This window comes from Pantoea sp. B65 (assembly GCF_047308185.1).
GTDB lineage: Bacteria > Pseudomonadota > Gammaproteobacteria > Enterobacterales > Enterobacteriaceae > Erwinia.
This window is the reverse complement of the sequence record NZ_JAHXPU010000015.1, coordinates 359,234-373,126: the sequence shown is the minus strand read 5'-3', so window position 1 is coordinate 373,126 and position 13,893 is coordinate 359,234. Positions and strand designations below refer to the sequence as shown.

At 55.8% G+C, this 13,893-nt stretch carries 15 protein-coding genes; 6 read left to right on the top strand and 9 right to left on the bottom strand.

What is annotated here, in order from left to right:
- The 4 genes from livG to JWF83_RS04565 all read right to left on the bottom strand — a co-directional run bounded on the left by livG (nt 1) and on the right by JWF83_RS04565 (nt 4,214).
- Nucleotides 1-768, bottom strand: a complete 768-nt coding sequence (livG, locus tag JWF83_RS04580) for a high-affinity branched-chain amino acid ABC transporter ATP-binding protein LivG (RefSeq protein WP_413649006.1) — start codon at nt 766-768, stop codon at nt 1-3.
- Nucleotides 765-2,039 carry a high-affinity branched-chain amino acid ABC transporter permease LivM gene (locus tag JWF83_RS04575; protein WP_413649005.1) on the bottom strand — a complete coding sequence of 425 codons (1,275 nt, stop codon included), beginning with the start codon at nt 2,037-2,039 and terminating at the stop codon, nt 765-767. The genes livG and JWF83_RS04575 overlap by 4 nt, the downstream gene beginning before the upstream one ends.
- Nucleotides 2,036-2,962: a high-affinity branched-chain amino acid ABC transporter permease LivH gene (livH, locus tag JWF83_RS04570; protein WP_413649003.1), complete on the bottom strand. Its 927-nt coding sequence runs from the start codon at nt 2,960-2,962 to the stop codon at nt 2,036-2,038. The genes JWF83_RS04575 and livH overlap by 4 nt, the downstream gene beginning before the upstream one ends.
- Before the next feature lie 136 nt (nt 2,963-3,098).
- Entirely contained in the window at nt 3,099-4,214 is a 1,116-nt protein-coding gene (locus tag JWF83_RS04565; protein ID WP_413649002.1) for a branched-chain amino acid ABC transporter substrate-binding protein, read from the bottom strand.
- A gap of 400 nt (nt 4,215-4,614) precedes the next feature.
- On the opposite strand from JWF83_RS04565, the gene panM reads away from it, so the two are divergent.
- The gene (panM, locus tag JWF83_RS04560) at nt 4,615-5,010 is read left to right on the top strand and encodes an aspartate 1-decarboxylase autocleavage activator PanM (RefSeq protein ID WP_413649000.1); all 396 of its coding nucleotides are present in this window, start codon (nt 4,615-4,617) and stop codon (nt 5,008-5,010) included.
- A 49-nt stretch (nt 5,011-5,059) separates the two neighbouring features.
- Here the strand turns inward: panM and rpoH are convergent, their stop codons facing one another.
- Nucleotides 5,060-5,917, bottom strand: coding sequence for an RNA polymerase sigma factor RpoH (gene rpoH, locus JWF83_RS04555; RefSeq protein ID WP_413648999.1), 858 nt, complete (start codon nt 5,915-5,917; stop codon nt 5,060-5,062).
- 25 nt (nt 5,918-5,942) lie between these two features.
- Here rpoH and JWF83_RS04550 point away from each other — a divergent pair, with 25 nt between their 5' ends.
- Complete coding sequence (locus JWF83_RS04550; protein WP_413648997.1) at nt 5,943-6,215, top strand: hypothetical protein; 273 nt, start codon at nt 5,943-5,945, stop codon at nt 6,213-6,215.
- Here the strand turns inward: JWF83_RS04550 and ftsX are convergent.
- Genes ftsX through ftsY form a run of 3 tightly spaced genes read right to left on the bottom strand, consistent with a single transcriptional unit; the run spans nt 6,192 to nt 9,158 of the window.
- Entirely contained in the window at nt 6,192-7,178 is a 987-nt protein-coding gene (gene ftsX, locus JWF83_RS04545) for a permease-like cell division protein FtsX (protein WP_413648996.1), read from the bottom strand. The two genes, JWF83_RS04550 and ftsX, sit on opposite strands and share 24 nt — an antisense overlap.
- The gene (ftsE, locus tag JWF83_RS04540) at nt 7,168-7,836 is read right to left on the bottom strand and encodes a cell division ATP-binding protein FtsE (RefSeq protein WP_413648995.1); all 669 of its coding nucleotides are present in this window, start codon (nt 7,834-7,836) and stop codon (nt 7,168-7,170) included. The genes ftsX and ftsE overlap by 11 nt, the downstream gene beginning before the upstream one ends.
- 5 nt (nt 7,837-7,841) lie before the next feature.
- Nucleotides 7,842-9,158 (bottom strand): signal recognition particle-docking protein FtsY, encoded by a 1,317-nt coding sequence (ftsY, locus tag JWF83_RS04535; protein ID WP_413648993.1) that lies wholly within the window; start codon nt 9,156-9,158, stop codon nt 7,842-7,844.
- A gap of 198 nt (nt 9,159-9,356) precedes the next feature.
- Between ftsY and rsmD the strand changes: the two genes are divergently transcribed.
- Together rsmD and JWF83_RS04525 are read left to right on the top strand one after the other, a co-directional pair.
- The gene (gene rsmD, locus JWF83_RS04530) at nt 9,357-9,962 is read left to right on the top strand and encodes a 16S rRNA (guanine(966)-N(2))-methyltransferase (RefSeq protein ID WP_413648992.1); all 606 of its coding nucleotides are present in this window, start codon (nt 9,357-9,359) and stop codon (nt 9,960-9,962) included.
- A complete protein-coding gene (locus JWF83_RS04525; protein ID WP_413649168.1) occupies nt 9,952-10,218 on the top strand; it encodes a DUF1145 family protein in 267 nt (88 codons plus the stop codon). The genes rsmD and JWF83_RS04525 overlap by 11 nt, the downstream gene beginning before the upstream one ends.
- 49 nt (nt 10,219-10,267) lie before the next feature.
- On the opposite strand, the gene JWF83_RS04520 is transcribed toward JWF83_RS04525, so the two are convergent.
- Nucleotides 10,268-10,621 carry a DUF2500 domain-containing protein gene (locus JWF83_RS04520; RefSeq protein ID WP_413648990.1) on the bottom strand — a complete coding sequence of 118 codons (354 nt, stop codon included), beginning with the start codon at nt 10,619-10,621 and terminating at the stop codon, nt 10,268-10,270.
- A gap of 172 nt (nt 10,622-10,793) precedes the next feature.
- Between JWF83_RS04520 and JWF83_RS04515 the strand changes: the two genes are divergently transcribed.
- Both JWF83_RS04515 and JWF83_RS04510 read left to right on the top strand, forming a co-directional pair.
- Nucleotides 10,794-11,420, top strand: a complete 627-nt coding sequence (locus JWF83_RS04515) for a lysoplasmalogenase (RefSeq protein ID WP_413648988.1) — start codon at nt 10,794-10,796, stop codon at nt 11,418-11,420.
- Nucleotides 11,421-11,548: 128 nt separating this feature from the next.
- Nucleotides 11,549-13,816 (top strand): zinc/cadmium/mercury/lead-transporting ATPase, encoded by a 2,268-nt coding sequence (locus tag JWF83_RS04510; RefSeq protein WP_413648987.1) that lies wholly within the window; start codon nt 11,549-11,551, stop codon nt 13,814-13,816.
- Nucleotides 13,817-13,893: the final 77 nt, after the last annotated feature.

The window sequence follows — 13,893 nt, the reverse complement described above, 5'->3', positions numbered from 1 at the left end:
TTACGCCTCACCTAAATATGCGCGGATAACATCCGGGTTATTGCGGATCTCTTCCGGTGTGCCATTCGCCAGCGGCGTTCCCTGATTGACTACATAAATGCGGTCGGAAATTCCCATTACCAGCTTCATATCGTGTTCAATTAACAGTACCGAGACTTTGTGCTCGCCACGCAACTCGGCAATCAGCTCATCCAGTTCGTGCGTTTCACGTGGGTTCAGCCCGGCCGCCGGTTCATCCAGCATCAGGATCTCCGGCTGCGTGACCATGCAGCGGGCAATTTCCAGCCGACGCTGCTGGCCATAGGCAAGGTTACCCGCCGAACGGTTAGCCAGCTCCAGCAGACCAACGCGTCGCAGCCAGCTGGCCGCGCGCTCCAGCGCCTCATTTTCGCTTTTACGAAATGCCGGCGTTTTCAGCAGGCCGGAAAACACACCGCTTTTCAGATGCTGATGCTGCGCTACTAACAGATTTTCAATCACCGTCATTTCACGGAACAGGCGCACGTGCTGGAAGGTACGCACGATACCCATGCGGGCAATTTTCTGCCCTGGCAAACCTTCAAGGTGCTGATCGCGCAGCTTAATGCTGCCGCCGGTCGGGCGGTAGAACCCCGTCAGGCAGTTAAACACCGTGGTTTTACCCGCACCGTTCGGGCCAATCAGCGAAACGATCTCTTGCGGATGCAGTTCCAGCTTTACATTGTTGACGGCCAGCAGGCCGCCAAAGCGCATCATCAGGCCATCTACGGCTAACAAAGGCTGACTCATGCCTGCTCTCCTTTGCCATCATGCTTTAACTTCAACTGCGGACGCTGCATTGGCAATAATCCCTGCGGACGCCAGATCATCATCAGCACCATCAAACCACCCAGCACTAACATGCTGTATTCGTTGAGGTCTCGCATCATTTCACGTGATACCACCAGCAGTATCGCCGCCAGAATCACCGCAAACTGTGAACCCATGCCACCCAGTACCACAATCGCCAGCACAAACGCTGACTCGGCGAAGGTGAAAGATTCCGGGCTGACAAACCCCTGGCGCGCGGCAAACAGCGTACCGGCAAAACCAGCAAAGGCGGCACTGATGGTAAAGGCGGTCAGCTTGATGCGACGCGGGCTTAACCCCAGCGAACGACAGGCAATCTCATCTTCACGCAGCGCTTCCCACGCACGTCCCAGCGGCATACGCAGCAGGCGATTAATCACAAACAGCGTCAGCAGCACCAGCAGTATCGCCACCATATACAGGAAGATGATGCGGTCGCCCGGGTCGTACTCAAGGCCAAAGAAATTATGGAAAGTATCCCAGCCGCCATCGCGCACGCTGCGGTTAAATTCGAGACCAAAGAAAGTCGGTTTCGGGATCTGACTGATACCATTTGGCCCGCCGGTAAGTTCGGTATTATTCAGCAGCAGGATACGCACAATTTCACCGAAGCCGAGGGTGACAATCGCCAGATAGTCACCGCGCAGACGCAATACCGGGAAACCGAGCAGCAGGCCAAACAGCGCCGATACCAGCCCCGCCAGCGGCAGACACTGCCAGAAACCAAGGCCGTAGTAGTGGTTCAGTAACGCAAAAGTATAGGCGCCAATAGCGTAGAAACCACCATAGCCCAGTACCAGCAGGCCGGATAAACCCACCACCACGTTCAGACCGAGACCCAACATCACGTAGATCAGCGTCAGCGTGGCGATATCCACCGTGCCGCGCGATACCACAAATGGCCAGACAATCGCGGCGACAATCAGCACCAGCGCCAGCAGCTTCTGCTTTGGCGTAGAACCGTCAAAGCTCGGCAGCACAAAAGACGGACCGGAGATTTTCTTCAGGCCGCTCTGGAACGCCGGGCGCAGTAACTGGAATAAAAACACCACCGCACACCCGACGGCAATCCAGTTCCAGCGCACGCTGCCGGCGTTATTCACTACCAGATGGGTGCCGTCGAGGTTCAGGCGCATCCCCATAAAAAAGGCAGCCAGAATCAGCAGCATCAACGCCGAGACAATGGCGTTGACCAGATTAAGCTGTTTCATACTTTCTCAACCTCCGGACGGCCCAGGATACCGGTTGGCATCACCAGCAGCACCACAATCAGCAGCGCGAAGGAAACCACATCTTTATATTCGGTACTGAGGTAAGCGGAAGTCAGCGCTTCAGCGATACCCAGAATCAGCCCCCCCACCATCGCGCCAGGGATACTGCCAATGCCGCCCAGTACCGCAGCGGTAAATGCTTTCATCCCGGCCATAAAACCGATATAGGGGTTAATCACACCATAGAACTGACCCAGCAACACGCCAGCCACGGCCGCCATCGCCGCGCCAATCACAAAGGTCAGCGAGATCACCCGGTCAGTGTTAATCCCCAGCAGGCTGGCCATTTTCAGATCTTCAGCACAGGCACGACAGGCGCGGCCCATGCGGGAATAGCGAATAAATACCGTGAGTGCCAGCATCGCGAGGAAAGTAACCGACCAAATCACCAGTTGCATGGTGGAGATGGTGGCGGCAAAGCCGTTGCTCTCACCCAGCGTCCACTGGCCGGTAATCAGGCTTGGCAGCGCCAGATCGCGCGAGCCTTGCGTCAGGCTGACGTAGTTTTGCAAAAATATCGACATCCCGATGGCGGAGATCAACGCGATCAGACGCTTGGAGGAACGCACCGGCTTATAGGCCACACGTTCAATACTCCAGCCATAGGCGCTGGCGATCACAATCGCCATAATGAAACCGGCGCCAATCAGGATCCAGCCGACATCAATCCCCATCATCATCAGCGCCGCGATGACAATAAAAGAGACGTAACTGCCGATCATATACACTTCGCCGTGAGCAAAGTTAATCATGCCAATAATGCCGTAAACCATGGTGTAACCAATGGCAATCAGCGCATAGGTGCTGCCCAACGTCACGCCGTTGAACATTTGCTGCAGGAAGTAAAGAAACTGCTCGGACATACCTTATTACCTTACAAATCCGCTCCATAGCGGAAGGTACAAAAACGCCTGTATAGCATGATAAGCGGGAGCCATTAATGGCTCCCGGGAATGCCGTAGGGGCGGCATTAATGCCGCCCGCGGTCAGACGCCTGGCTTACTTCACCGCAGTGGAAGTGCCGTCTGCATGCCACTTGAATACACCAAACTCAAAGCCTTTCAGGTCGCCCTTCGCATCCCAGCTCAGGTCGCCCATTACCGTTGCTACCGGCTGGCCTTCCTTCAGGTTTTTCACGATAGCGGCCGGATCCTGGCTTTTGCTACGTTCCATCGCGGTAGTCAGTGACTGCAGCGCGGCATAGGTAGTCCAGACAAACGGGCCAGTTGAATCCAGTTTCTTCGCTTTCAGCGCATCCACGATAGGTTTGTTGGCCGGAACCTGGTCATAGCGTTTTGGCAAGGTTACGTACATGCCTTCAGAAGCCGCACCGGCGATATTAGACAGCGAAGAGTTGCCCACGCCCTCTGGTCCCATAAACTGGGTTTTCAGGCCAGCAGCACGTGCCTGACGCAGAATCTGCCCCATTTCCGGGTAGTAGCCGCCGAAGTAAACAAAATCGACATTCTCTTTCTTCAGACGGGCCACCAGGGTGGAGAAGTCTTTATCACCGGCGGTGACACCTTCAAACATCACCACATTGCCGCCAGATTTTTTCAGGCTGTCCTGTACCGAGCGCGCCAGGCCTTCGCCGTACTGCTGCTTATCATGCACCACGGCAATACGCTGTGGTTTGATTTCGCTGAGGATATATTTGGCTGCGGTTGGCCCCTGATCGGAATCGAGACCAGTGGTACGCATCACCAGTTTGTAACCACGGGTGGTCAGGTCCGGCGCCGTCGCCGCCGGGGTGATCATCACCACGCCTTCATCTTCATAGATATCAGAAGCCGGTTGGGTAGATGAGGAGCACAGGTGACCGATAACATAACGGATGCCATCGTTAATCACTTTGTTAGCCACCGCGACCGCTTGTTTCGGGTCACAGGCATCGTCGTATTCCACGCCGACCAGTTTGTCACCGTTTACGCCGCCTTTGGCATTGATGTCAGCGATGGCTTGTTTGGCACCGGTGAATTCCATATCGCCATACTGCGCTACCGGGCCGGACATCGCCCCCACAATGGCCACTTTAATATCTTTTGCCATTGCGGCATGGCTCATAGCCAGTGCAACGCAACCTGCCAGAAACGCGCTACCTTTACTGATTTTCATCCGCACTTCCCCATCTGTTTTGTTTGTTGTGTGATTGCTGGTTATTTTTGCCTGGTTTTGTTTAAAAACTCTTTTGGTAATAAAGAGTTAGCAGACAAACCGGCTTTTTCTAGTAATAAGGCTTTATTTTTCAGGTTATTAAACAGGAATTTTCTTCTGTAAATCAACTGACATATGCAGAAATTCGCCTGTCCGACAGCACAATTACCTGGCACTATTGATGGCATTATAGCCACAAATCCAGCGAGTTGTGCTGTCAATATAGTCGTAAGCTGACTTTTTGCTCCGGGAATGGCGCACATCAAAAACAGATCGCGTCGTTTTGGCTCAGGAAAAGTTACACGTCCCCTGAGACACAAATTCGCTACAATATGCCTTTACTACGCAACAGGTGGGATAAATGAAACTGACCATCATACGGCTGCAACAATTCAGCGCCCAGGATCGTCTGGATCTGGGCAAAGTGTGGCCGGGAAAAGATATCGCCGCGCTGGAGCGTGGGCTGGATGAACAGCATCAACTGTTTGCTGCGCGTTTTAACGATCGGCTGCTGGGCGCACTGCGACTGGAGATCAGCGGCACCAGGGGTAAGCTTTATGATTTGCAGGTGCGGGAAGTAACGCGCCGCCGTGGCGTCGGCCAGTATTTACTTGAAGAGACCCTGGCGCAAAATCCGGCAATTAGCCACTGGTGGATTGCGCAGGATGGCGATCAGCCGCCAGCGGTGATTGCCGCCTTTATGCAGATCTGTGGTTTTCGCCGTCAGTCAGATGGCTGGATCGCGGGTGGGTTTTAAAACAGTAAGGGCGGCATAAATGCCGCCCTTACGCTGTCGCGCCTGCAGATTAGGCTTCGATCGCCATGCGTAATTTCTTCATGGCGTTCTTTTCCAGCTGACGAACGCGCTCGGCGGAAACCCCGTACTGATCGGCCAGTTCCTGCAAAGTGGTTTTATTGTCGTCATCCAGCCAGCGTGCACGGATAATATGCTGGCTACGCTCATCCAGACCCAGCATCGCATCGCTCAGTTTATCGGCAGCGTGGTTTTCCCAGTTATCCTCTTCAATGCCGTCGGCAAAGTCAGAGGTTTTATCCTGCAGATAAAGCACCGGCGCCATAGATTTGCCTTCGCTGGATTCATCTTCCGACGACAAATCAAAGGTCATATCCTGCGCGGCCATACGCGATTCCATTTCGCGTACGTCTTTACTGGTTACCCCCAGTTCACGCGCGACCATTTCCACTTCATCCTGGTTAAACCAGCCCAGACGCTGCTTGGTTTTACGCAGGTTAAAGAACAGCTTACGCTGTGCTTTAGTGGTGGCGACCTTCACGATACGCCAGTTGCGCAGCACGTATTCGTGGATCTCAGCTTTAATCCAGTGTACCGCGAACGACACCAGACGCACGCCCACTTCAGGGTTAAAGCGACGCACCGCTTTCATCAGGCCGATATTACCTTCCTGAATCAAATCCGCCTGTGGCAGTCCGTAACCCGAATAGTTACGAGCGACATGAACAACAAAGCGTAGGTGAGACAGGATCAGCGTCTTAGCCGCATCCAGATCGCCCTGGTAATGCAGCCGTTCAGCAAGCGCCTTCTCTTCTTCTGCCGACAGCATCGGCCAGACGTTGGCAGCCCGAATATAGGATTCCAGGTTACCCAAAGGTGCGATAGCTAAAGTTTGCATTTCTTTTGTCATTCAAACCCTCTCATATGTGTATGCCATGTTGCTGCGCGATCCCTTCGCGCCACCCCGTACACTACGTGAATTACCTGCGGAAATCGAAAGCAATCTGTGCTGGTTCGACGATAAAGTTATCCACAAGTTCATTCCATCGGTGCATATTTTACACACCTCTGACAGTTTAGTGAAGATCCTGGCGATGACGCAGAAGGGGCAATTGAGGAGCGCTTCCTCTGCGGCACATTCTCTCGCAGCAGAGGAAGATTATAACAAAAAACGTTGCCGGGGGTTACTGGGGCGTAAATCGACGTAAATGTTGTACCGTCGCCAGCCAGGCGGCGATCCAGCCAATCATCGCCGAAATCAGCAATAACAGCAGGCTCTCATCCCAGGATAACCCGCTGAGATTAAAGGTGGTGCCAAACACCGATGCTACCTGAGTCACCACCGATTCCAGCCGCAGCACCAGCACTTCCGACAGGATCAGTGACAGCAACGCGCCGCTAAAACCTAACAGCGCGCCGCCATACAGAAACGGACGCAGGATAAAGCCGTCAGTGGCGCCAATCAGTTTCTGCACGTTAATGGTGTCACGGCGGGCAAAGATACTCAGCCGCACGCTATTACCAATCACCAGGAACACCGCCACAATCATCAGCACGCCGATCATCGCCGCTACCTGCCCCACCAGCCCGGTAAGCGCCGCCAGGCGGGCAAACCAGCTGTCATCCATGCGCACTTCTTCAACGCCCTGCACCGCCGCCACCCGATCGCGCAGGCTCTGCATCGTAGTGGAACTCTGGAAGTTCATTTTCGGCGTGATAATCGCCACCGCCGGCAGCGGATTCTGCTCCAGCAGATCCAGCGAACCACCAAAGCCCGACCAGTTGCGGAACTCACCCATCGCCTCTTCGCGTGACAGATAGTTAACCTTGTCGACGCCGTCCTCTTTTTTCAGCTGCGCAATCACATTTTCGGCGGCGGTATCATCCAGCGTTTTGCTGAGATACACCGTCAGCTGGGGCGCCGGATACCATTGATCGGCCGCCTGACTGACGTTCTTCCACACCATATAGCAGACACTGGGCAGCGTCAGCGAGATGGCTATCACCATCACCGTCAACAGCGTCGCCAGCGGCTGACGCCACATATCAGACAGCGAACCGTGCAGCGCATAACGCCACTGCTCCTGCCAGCCGCCCTTCAGCGCCCGACTTTTCGACGGCTGTTTGCTCTTCGTCGGCGCCGGCGCGCGCTTATTACGTTTATTCACCATAGCGGCCTCCGTGCAGTCGTCCCTGACTCAGCGACATAACGCGATAATCACGCTGCGCAATCAGCCCCATATCATGAGTGGCCATCAGTACCGTCACGCCCACACGGTTAAACTCTTCAAACAGACGCAAAATATCTTCTGACAGTGCTTCATCAAGGTTACCGGTCGGCTCATCCGCCAGCAGCACCACAGGTTTGTTAACCACCGCACGGGCAATGCCGACCCGCTGCTGTTCACCACCAGAGAGTTGAATCGGGAAACTCTTCGCTTTGTCGAGCAGGCCCACTTTATCCAGCGCCGCCGACACGCGACGACGAATATCTTCCCCGCTGGCGCCGGCAATAATCAGTGGGATAGCCACGTTGTCATACACGGTGCGATCCATCAGCAGATGATGATCCTGAAAAATCATGCCGATCTGACGACGCAAAAACGGTACTTCGCGGCTTTTCAGACGGCTAATATCATGACCGCCAAACCAGATCTGCCCGGCGCTTGGCCGCTCAATGCCACAAATCAGCTTCAGCAAGGTACTTTTCCCCGCCCCGGAATGCCCGGTCAGAAACGCCATTTCTCCCGGACGCAGATGGAAATCTACCCCCTGCAGCGCTTGCCGACCGCCGAGATAAGCCTTACTGACCTCTTCAAAGCGAATCATCCTAATTAGTCCTCTCGGGCAAACAGTGCCTCAATAAAATCGTCGGCCTTAAATGACCGCAAATCTTCAATACCTTCACCAACGCCGATGTAACGAATTGGAATATTAAACTGATCTGCGACCGAGAAAATCACCCCGCCTTTCGCCGTGCCGTCCAGCTTCGTCAGGGTAATCCCGGTCAGACCTACCGCCTCATGGAACAATTTAGCCTGACTAATCGCATTCTGCCCGGTACTGGCATCAATGGTCAGCATCACTTCGTGTGGCGCCGCGTCATCCAGCTTCTTCATCACGCGGGTGATCTTCTTCAACTCTTCCATCAGGTGCGATTTGTTCTGCAGACGACCGGCGGTATCCGCAATCAGCACATCGGCACGGCGCGCTTTTGCCGCCTGAATCGCATCAAAAATAACCGAGGCGGAGTCGGCGCCGGTCTGCTGGGCAATCACCGGAATATTGTTGCGCTGGCCCCACACCTGTAACTGTTCAACCGCGGCGGCGCGGAAGGTATCCCCTGCCGCCAGCATCACCGATTTGCCTTCCGCCTGGAACTGGCGCGCCAGCTTGCCGATAGTGGTGGTTTTACCGACGCCGTTAACCCCCACCATCAGAATAACAAACGGGCTGTTACCGCTGACATCCAGCGGCGCTTCCACTTTCGCCAGAATTTGCGACATCTCGCTTTTCAGCAAACCATATAGCGCTTCGGCATCGCGCAACTGCTTACGGTTCGCCTGCTGCGTCAGGTTGGTAATAATGCGCCGCGTGGTTTCCACCCCGACATCGGCGATCAGCAGCTGCTCTTCCAGCTGTTCAAACAGATCGTCGTCGATCTTCTTACCGCGAAACAATCCGATAAATCCTGAACCGAGATTCTGGCGGGTTTTTACCAGGCTGCGTTTCAGGCGGGCAAAGAAGCCCTCTTTGGTCGGACGCTCCTGTTCTGCCAGCGCCGGGATCGCTACCGTCTCTTCTGGTTCAGGCGCCGACTCTTCCGGCAGCCACTCTTCAGCAGCAGCCGGCACCGGATCCTCTTCGGCGATCGGCATCTCAGGTTCACTCTGCGGCCCGACTGCGGCGGGCTGCGTTGCGCTGTGCATCTCTTGCGCCAGCGTCTCAGTCACAGCGACAATCTCTTCAGCAACCTGTTCCGGGGTGTGTGCCTCAGCGTCTGACGACGGCAGCGTTGCGGCATCCGCAGCATTTTCTACTACCGGCTGCTGCTCCTGTAACGTCTCTTTTTGCTCCTCCTGCTGCGCTGACGCCTCATCACGTCCCAGTCCCAGCCAGGAAAAAAAGCCACGTTTTTTATCTTTTGCCATTGTGCAACCACACTCCTCGATGGCTAAAACCCGGTCGACCGCGCGCCCAGGGTTATGAGACTAATGCGAAAATAACCTGATAATGAATCCCTTAGTCTAACACTTTCCATGCAGGGCAACACCAGCACCCTTTTTAACGTTTCCTCAACCTGATTAGCCCGTTAAACTACGCAACAAATTATTACGGACTTGATTACGATGAATAAAAAACCCCGCAGCGGTGGCGCCGGACAGATTCGCATTATTGGCGGCCAGTGGCGCGGCCGCAAACTGCCGGTGCCGGACAGCGCCGGCTTGCGCCCCACCACCGATCGGGTGCGCGAAACGCTGTTTAACTGGCTGGCGCCGGATATTCGCGAGGCGCGTTGTCTCGACTGCTTTGCCGGTAGCGGCGCACTGGGGCTGGAAGCGCTCTCGCGCTATGCTGCCTCCGCCACGCTGTTAGAGCTGGAGCGCCCGGTTGCCCAACAACTGGAAAAAAATCTGGTCACCCTCGGCGCGACCCATGGCCGGGTGATTAATACCAATACCCTAAGCTGGCTGGCGCAGCCCGGTGAACCGCACGATCTGGTGTTTATCGACCCGCCGTTTCGTAAAGGGCTGCTTGAGCAGACGCTCAGTCTGCTGGAAAGCCACCACTGGCTGGCGGAAGGCGCGCTGATTTATGTGGAGAGTGAAGTAGAAAACGGCATGCCGCCGGTGCCGGCTAACTGGCACTTACACCGCGAGAAGATCGCCGGACAGGTTGCCTATCGTTTATTTGTGCGTCAGGCCATCAACAAGGAGAATGATGATGCTGCTTAATCTGGGACGTTTACTGATGCTGTGCGTATGGGCCTTTCTGCTGCTGAATCTGCTGCAGCCGTTTCCCAAACCCTTAAGGTACTTTGTGGATATCGCTCTGATTTTTATGGTGATAATGCACGGCCTGCAGCTGGTACTGCTGCGCGCCACCCAGCCCAAAGACGGGCCAACCCTCAGCAAGTTGACCCAGGCGAAAATCTTCTTTTTTGGCGTATTTGAACTGCTGGCGTGGCAGAAAAAACACTATCCCAAATAGCCGCGGTCAGTGCCGATGACCGGGAGGTGTGGCGCCTCCCGGGTTAATATCAGGTCGGTACAAAGCAAATAAAACGCGATCCCTTCACCTGCAGCTTCCCGCGCACGCCCTTATCGATCTGATGATAATCTTCGGCACTCAGCACCAGCTTAAAATCACCGGCGCCGTTTAAGGGATGGAACCAGGCTTCATAACGCATGTCTTCAACCGGTATCACTTCACGTTGCCGCGAACGGCGAGACGATACCGCGACTTCCCGTTTGGCCTTTACTTCAACCGGGATAACGCGTAGCGGTGAGGCGTCATTGACCGCCACTTCGCGCCGCTGCCTGATAAACTGGCGCGTGGCAAGAATGGCAATAATCGCCAGTACGATGAAAAAAATTAGCGGTGGCTTGCTCATGTTTCTCTCGTGCTCCTCTGGTTTCTGGTTGAATATTTTAAAACGGGCAAAAGCATACAACCAGATAGCTACTATTGTCACATCTGCAGCCCATAACCGGGACTGAGATCGACCTGAGGGGAATTTAACTGTATGTTTAAAGACATAAGTCCGCAAAAAAAGGAATAAATTTATGCTTTGGTCCTTTTTAGCCGTGCTCTTTTCGGGCTGGCTGTATGTTGATGCATCATATCGTGGTCCACAATGGCAACGCTGGGTATTCAAACCGGTGACCCTGCTGCTGCTGCTGGCCTGGGCATGGCAGGCGCCAGTGCTGAACACCAGCGGTTATCTGATTTTACTCGGCCTGCTGGCAACGCTGATTGGCGATGCGCTGACGCTACTGCCGCAACAGCGCATGCTGTATGCGGTTGGCGCCTTTTTCCTTTCGCACCTGCTGTATACCATCAGCTTTGCCGGGCATATGACGCTGGCCTTCTTCTGGCCGATTCCGCTGACGCTGGTGATTATCGGTGCGCTGCTGATCGCCACCATCTGGACGCGCCTTGCAGAGTTACGCTGGCCGATCTGTACCTTTATTGGTATGACGCTGGTGATGGTATGGCTGACGGCCGAACAATATTTCTTCAACCCCACCGATTACAGCTTCTCGCTGCTGGCGGGCACCCTGTTCCTGCTGCTGGCCAGCATAGTCTGGTTTTTCAGCCATTATCGCCGCCGTTTCAGCGCCGATCGCGCCATTATCGCTGCCTGTTACTTTATGGGCCACTTTATGATTGTGCGTTCACTTTATCTGTAGGCAGTAAAAAAACCGCAGCCGTTGAGAAAAATTCGCATTTGATGCTTGACTCTGGAGTTGACTCCAGAGTGTAGGATGCAGAGACAGGCGGGCAGCATCGCCCGCTGTCTGACTCTTCGGGAGGTTTTATGCATCAACACTCTTCCTGCGGCTGCGGCCAACGCCACGCGGCGAAAAAGCCGGCATGCAGCACCACACCGGCACGCCCGGTTATCCAGAAAATCACCACGCTCTCCGCCGCGCCGGTCGAGGCCAGCTGCTGTCAGGATGGCGCCTGCGCATCGGGCGATAGTCCCGACGACGAGGGCGACAGGCCCCCTGCCGGCGAACGTTTTAGCTGGCAAGTTAGCGGAATGGATTGCCCGAGCTGCGCACGAAAAATCGAAACCGCCGTCAGCCGCCTTGCGGGGGTGAACGAGGTCCGGGTGCTTTACGCCACCGAAAAACTGGTGGTTAACGCCGGGTCGGATATCAGCAAAGATGTCGAGCAGGCGGTAAAACAGGCTGGCTTTACTCTGAAGAGTAGCCAGAGCGGCCAAAACGCGGCGCCGGACGCCAGTTTCTGGCAAGAGAATCGCGCCATTATCCTGCTCAGCCTGTTGATGCTGGCCAGCTGGCTACTCAGTAGCGTTGATGAGAACAGCGGACGCATGGCATTTATCGCCACCACCCTGGTGGGTATCTGGCCGGTCGGTAAAAAAGCCGTGCAGTTAATGCGTAGCGGCACGCCTTTTGCCATTGAAACCCTGATGAGCATTGCCGCCATTGGCGCGCTGTTTATCGGCGCCACCGCCGAAGCCGCAATGGTGCTGTTGCTGTTTCTGGTTGGCGAACGCCTCGAGTCTTTCGCGGCCAGCCGTGCCCGCCGCGGCGTTAGCGCGCTAATGGCGCTAAAACCGGACACCGCCGTGCGCATCCGCGGCGACCAGCGCCAGACGGTGGCGGTCGATACGCTGCGCCCTGGCGATATTATTGAAGTGGCGGCAGGGGCGCGCTTACCCGCCGATGCCCGCCTGCTTGATGCCTTTGCCAGCTTTGATGAAAGCGCCCTGACCGGTGAGTCAGTGCCGGTGGAACGCCAGCAGGGGGAAAAAGTGGCGGCAGGCTGTACCAGCGTTGATCGTCAGGTACAGATGGAAGTGGTCTCACGCAGTGGCGAAAGCGCCATTGACCGTATTCTGCATCTGATAGAACAGGCCGAACAGCGTCGGGCGCCGATTGAACGCTTCCTCGATCGCTTCAGCCGCTATTACACCCCGGCGATTATGGCGCTGGCGCTGCTGGTTACCCTGATCCCGCCGCTGTTGTTTGCTGCGGCCTGGCAACCCTGGATCTACAAAGGGCTGACGCTATTACTGATTGGCTGCCCTTGTGCGCTGGTGATCTCCACTCCGGCGGCGATTACCTCTGGACTGGCGACCGCCACTCGCCGGGGCGCGCTGATTAAAGGCGGCGCGGCGCTGGAAAGTCTTGGTGCGGTACGCACTATCGCCTTTGACAAAACCGGCACACTGACGGAAGGCAAACCGGTGGTCACTGATGTGGTGGCGCTGAACGGCGAGGATGAAAATGCCCTGCTGCTGAAAGCCGCTGCGGTAGAAACCGGTTCATCGCATCCATTGGCGCGCGCCATTGTGGCGCATGCCGCCACGCTGAATCAGCCGATCCCGCTGGCCAGCGGACAGCGGGCGCTGGCAGGCAGCGGCGTCGAGGCCAGTATCAACGGGCGACATCTGCTAATCAGCGCGCCGGCAAAACTGACCCAGCTGACGGATGCCTGGCAGGCGAAAATTGCCGAACTGGAGTCCGCGGGTAAAACCACCGTCGTGGTGCTGGAAGAGCAGCAGCCAATTGGCCTGATTGCGCTGCGCGACCGTGTGCGCGATGATGCCCTGCAGGCGATCAACCAGCTGAAAGCGCTGGGGATTGACAGCATTATGCTTACCGGCGATAACCCACGGGCGGCGGCGGCGATTGCCGCTGAGCTGGGCATCGGTTACCGCGCCAGTCTGTTACCGGCCGATAAAGTTCAGGCGGTGGCGGAGCTGAATCAGCAACAACCGGTGGCAATGGTCGGTGACGGGATTAATGATGCGCCGGCGATGAAAGCCGCCACCATTGGCATTGCGATGGGTGGCGGCAGCGATGTGGCGCTGGAAACCGCCGATGCCGCGTTGACGCACAATCATCTGACCGGTCTGGCGGCGATGATTCGCCTGTCGCGCGCCACCCATGCCAATATCCGGCAAAATATCACCATTGCGCTGGGTCTGAAGGCGATATTCCTGCTGACGACGCTGCTGGGGATCACCGGCTTGTGGCTGGCGGTACTGGCCGATTCAGGGGCTACCGCGCTGGTCACGGCGAATGCGTTACGCTTATTGCAGAAGAAATAGTTCCGGTCACTCTTCTCTGCGGGCGGCAGCCATACCGCCCGCAGACGCGATTATCTGCAACATCGTCGCGCAGCCAG

What these genes read in the sequence shown, in the direction of transcription:
- livG (WP_413649006.1), bottom strand. Translation starts at nt 768, where the DNA reads ATGAGTCAGCCTTTGTTAGCCGTAGATGGCCTGATGATGCGCTTTGGC.
- JWF83_RS04575 (WP_413649005.1), bottom strand. Translation starts at nt 2,039, where the DNA reads ATGAAACAGCTTAATCTGGTCAACGCCATTGTCTCGGCGTTGATGCTG.
- livH (WP_413649003.1), bottom strand. Translation starts at nt 2,962, where the DNA reads ATGTCCGAGCAGTTTCTTTACTTCCTGCAGCAAATGTTCAACGGCGTG.
- JWF83_RS04565 (WP_413649002.1), bottom strand. Translation starts at nt 4,214, where the DNA reads ATGAAAATCAGTAAAGGTAGCGCGTTTCTGGCAGGTTGCGTTGCACTG.
- panM (WP_413649000.1), top strand. Translation starts at nt 4,615, where the DNA reads ATGAAACTGACCATCATACGGCTGCAACAATTCAGCGCCCAGGATCGT.
- rpoH (WP_413648999.1), bottom strand. Translation starts at nt 5,917, where the DNA reads ATGACAAAAGAAATGCAAACTTTAGCTATCGCACCTTTGGGTAACCTG.
- JWF83_RS04550 (WP_413648997.1), top strand. Translation starts at nt 5,943, where the DNA reads ATGTTGCTGCGCGATCCCTTCGCGCCACCCCGTACACTACGTGAATTA.
- ftsX (WP_413648996.1), bottom strand. Translation starts at nt 7,178, where the DNA reads ATGGTGAATAAACGTAATAAGCGCGCGCCGGCGCCGACGAAGAGCAAA.
- ftsE (WP_413648995.1), bottom strand. Translation starts at nt 7,836, where the DNA reads ATGATTCGCTTTGAAGAGGTCAGTAAGGCTTATCTCGGCGGTCGGCAA.
- ftsY (WP_413648993.1), bottom strand. Translation starts at nt 9,158, where the DNA reads ATGGCAAAAGATAAAAAACGTGGCTTTTTTTCCTGGCTGGGACTGGGA.
- rsmD (WP_413648992.1), top strand. Translation starts at nt 9,357, where the DNA reads ATGAATAAAAAACCCCGCAGCGGTGGCGCCGGACAGATTCGCATTATT.
- JWF83_RS04525 (WP_413649168.1), top strand. Translation starts at nt 9,952, where the DNA reads ATGCTGCTTAATCTGGGACGTTTACTGATGCTGTGCGTATGGGCCTTT.
- JWF83_RS04520 (WP_413648990.1), bottom strand. Translation starts at nt 10,621, where the DNA reads ATGAGCAAGCCACCGCTAATTTTTTTCATCGTACTGGCGATTATTGCC.
- JWF83_RS04515 (WP_413648988.1), top strand. Translation starts at nt 10,794, where the DNA reads ATGCTTTGGTCCTTTTTAGCCGTGCTCTTTTCGGGCTGGCTGTATGTT.
- JWF83_RS04510 (WP_413648987.1), top strand. Translation starts at nt 11,549, where the DNA reads ATGCATCAACACTCTTCCTGCGGCTGCGGCCAACGCCACGCGGCGAAA.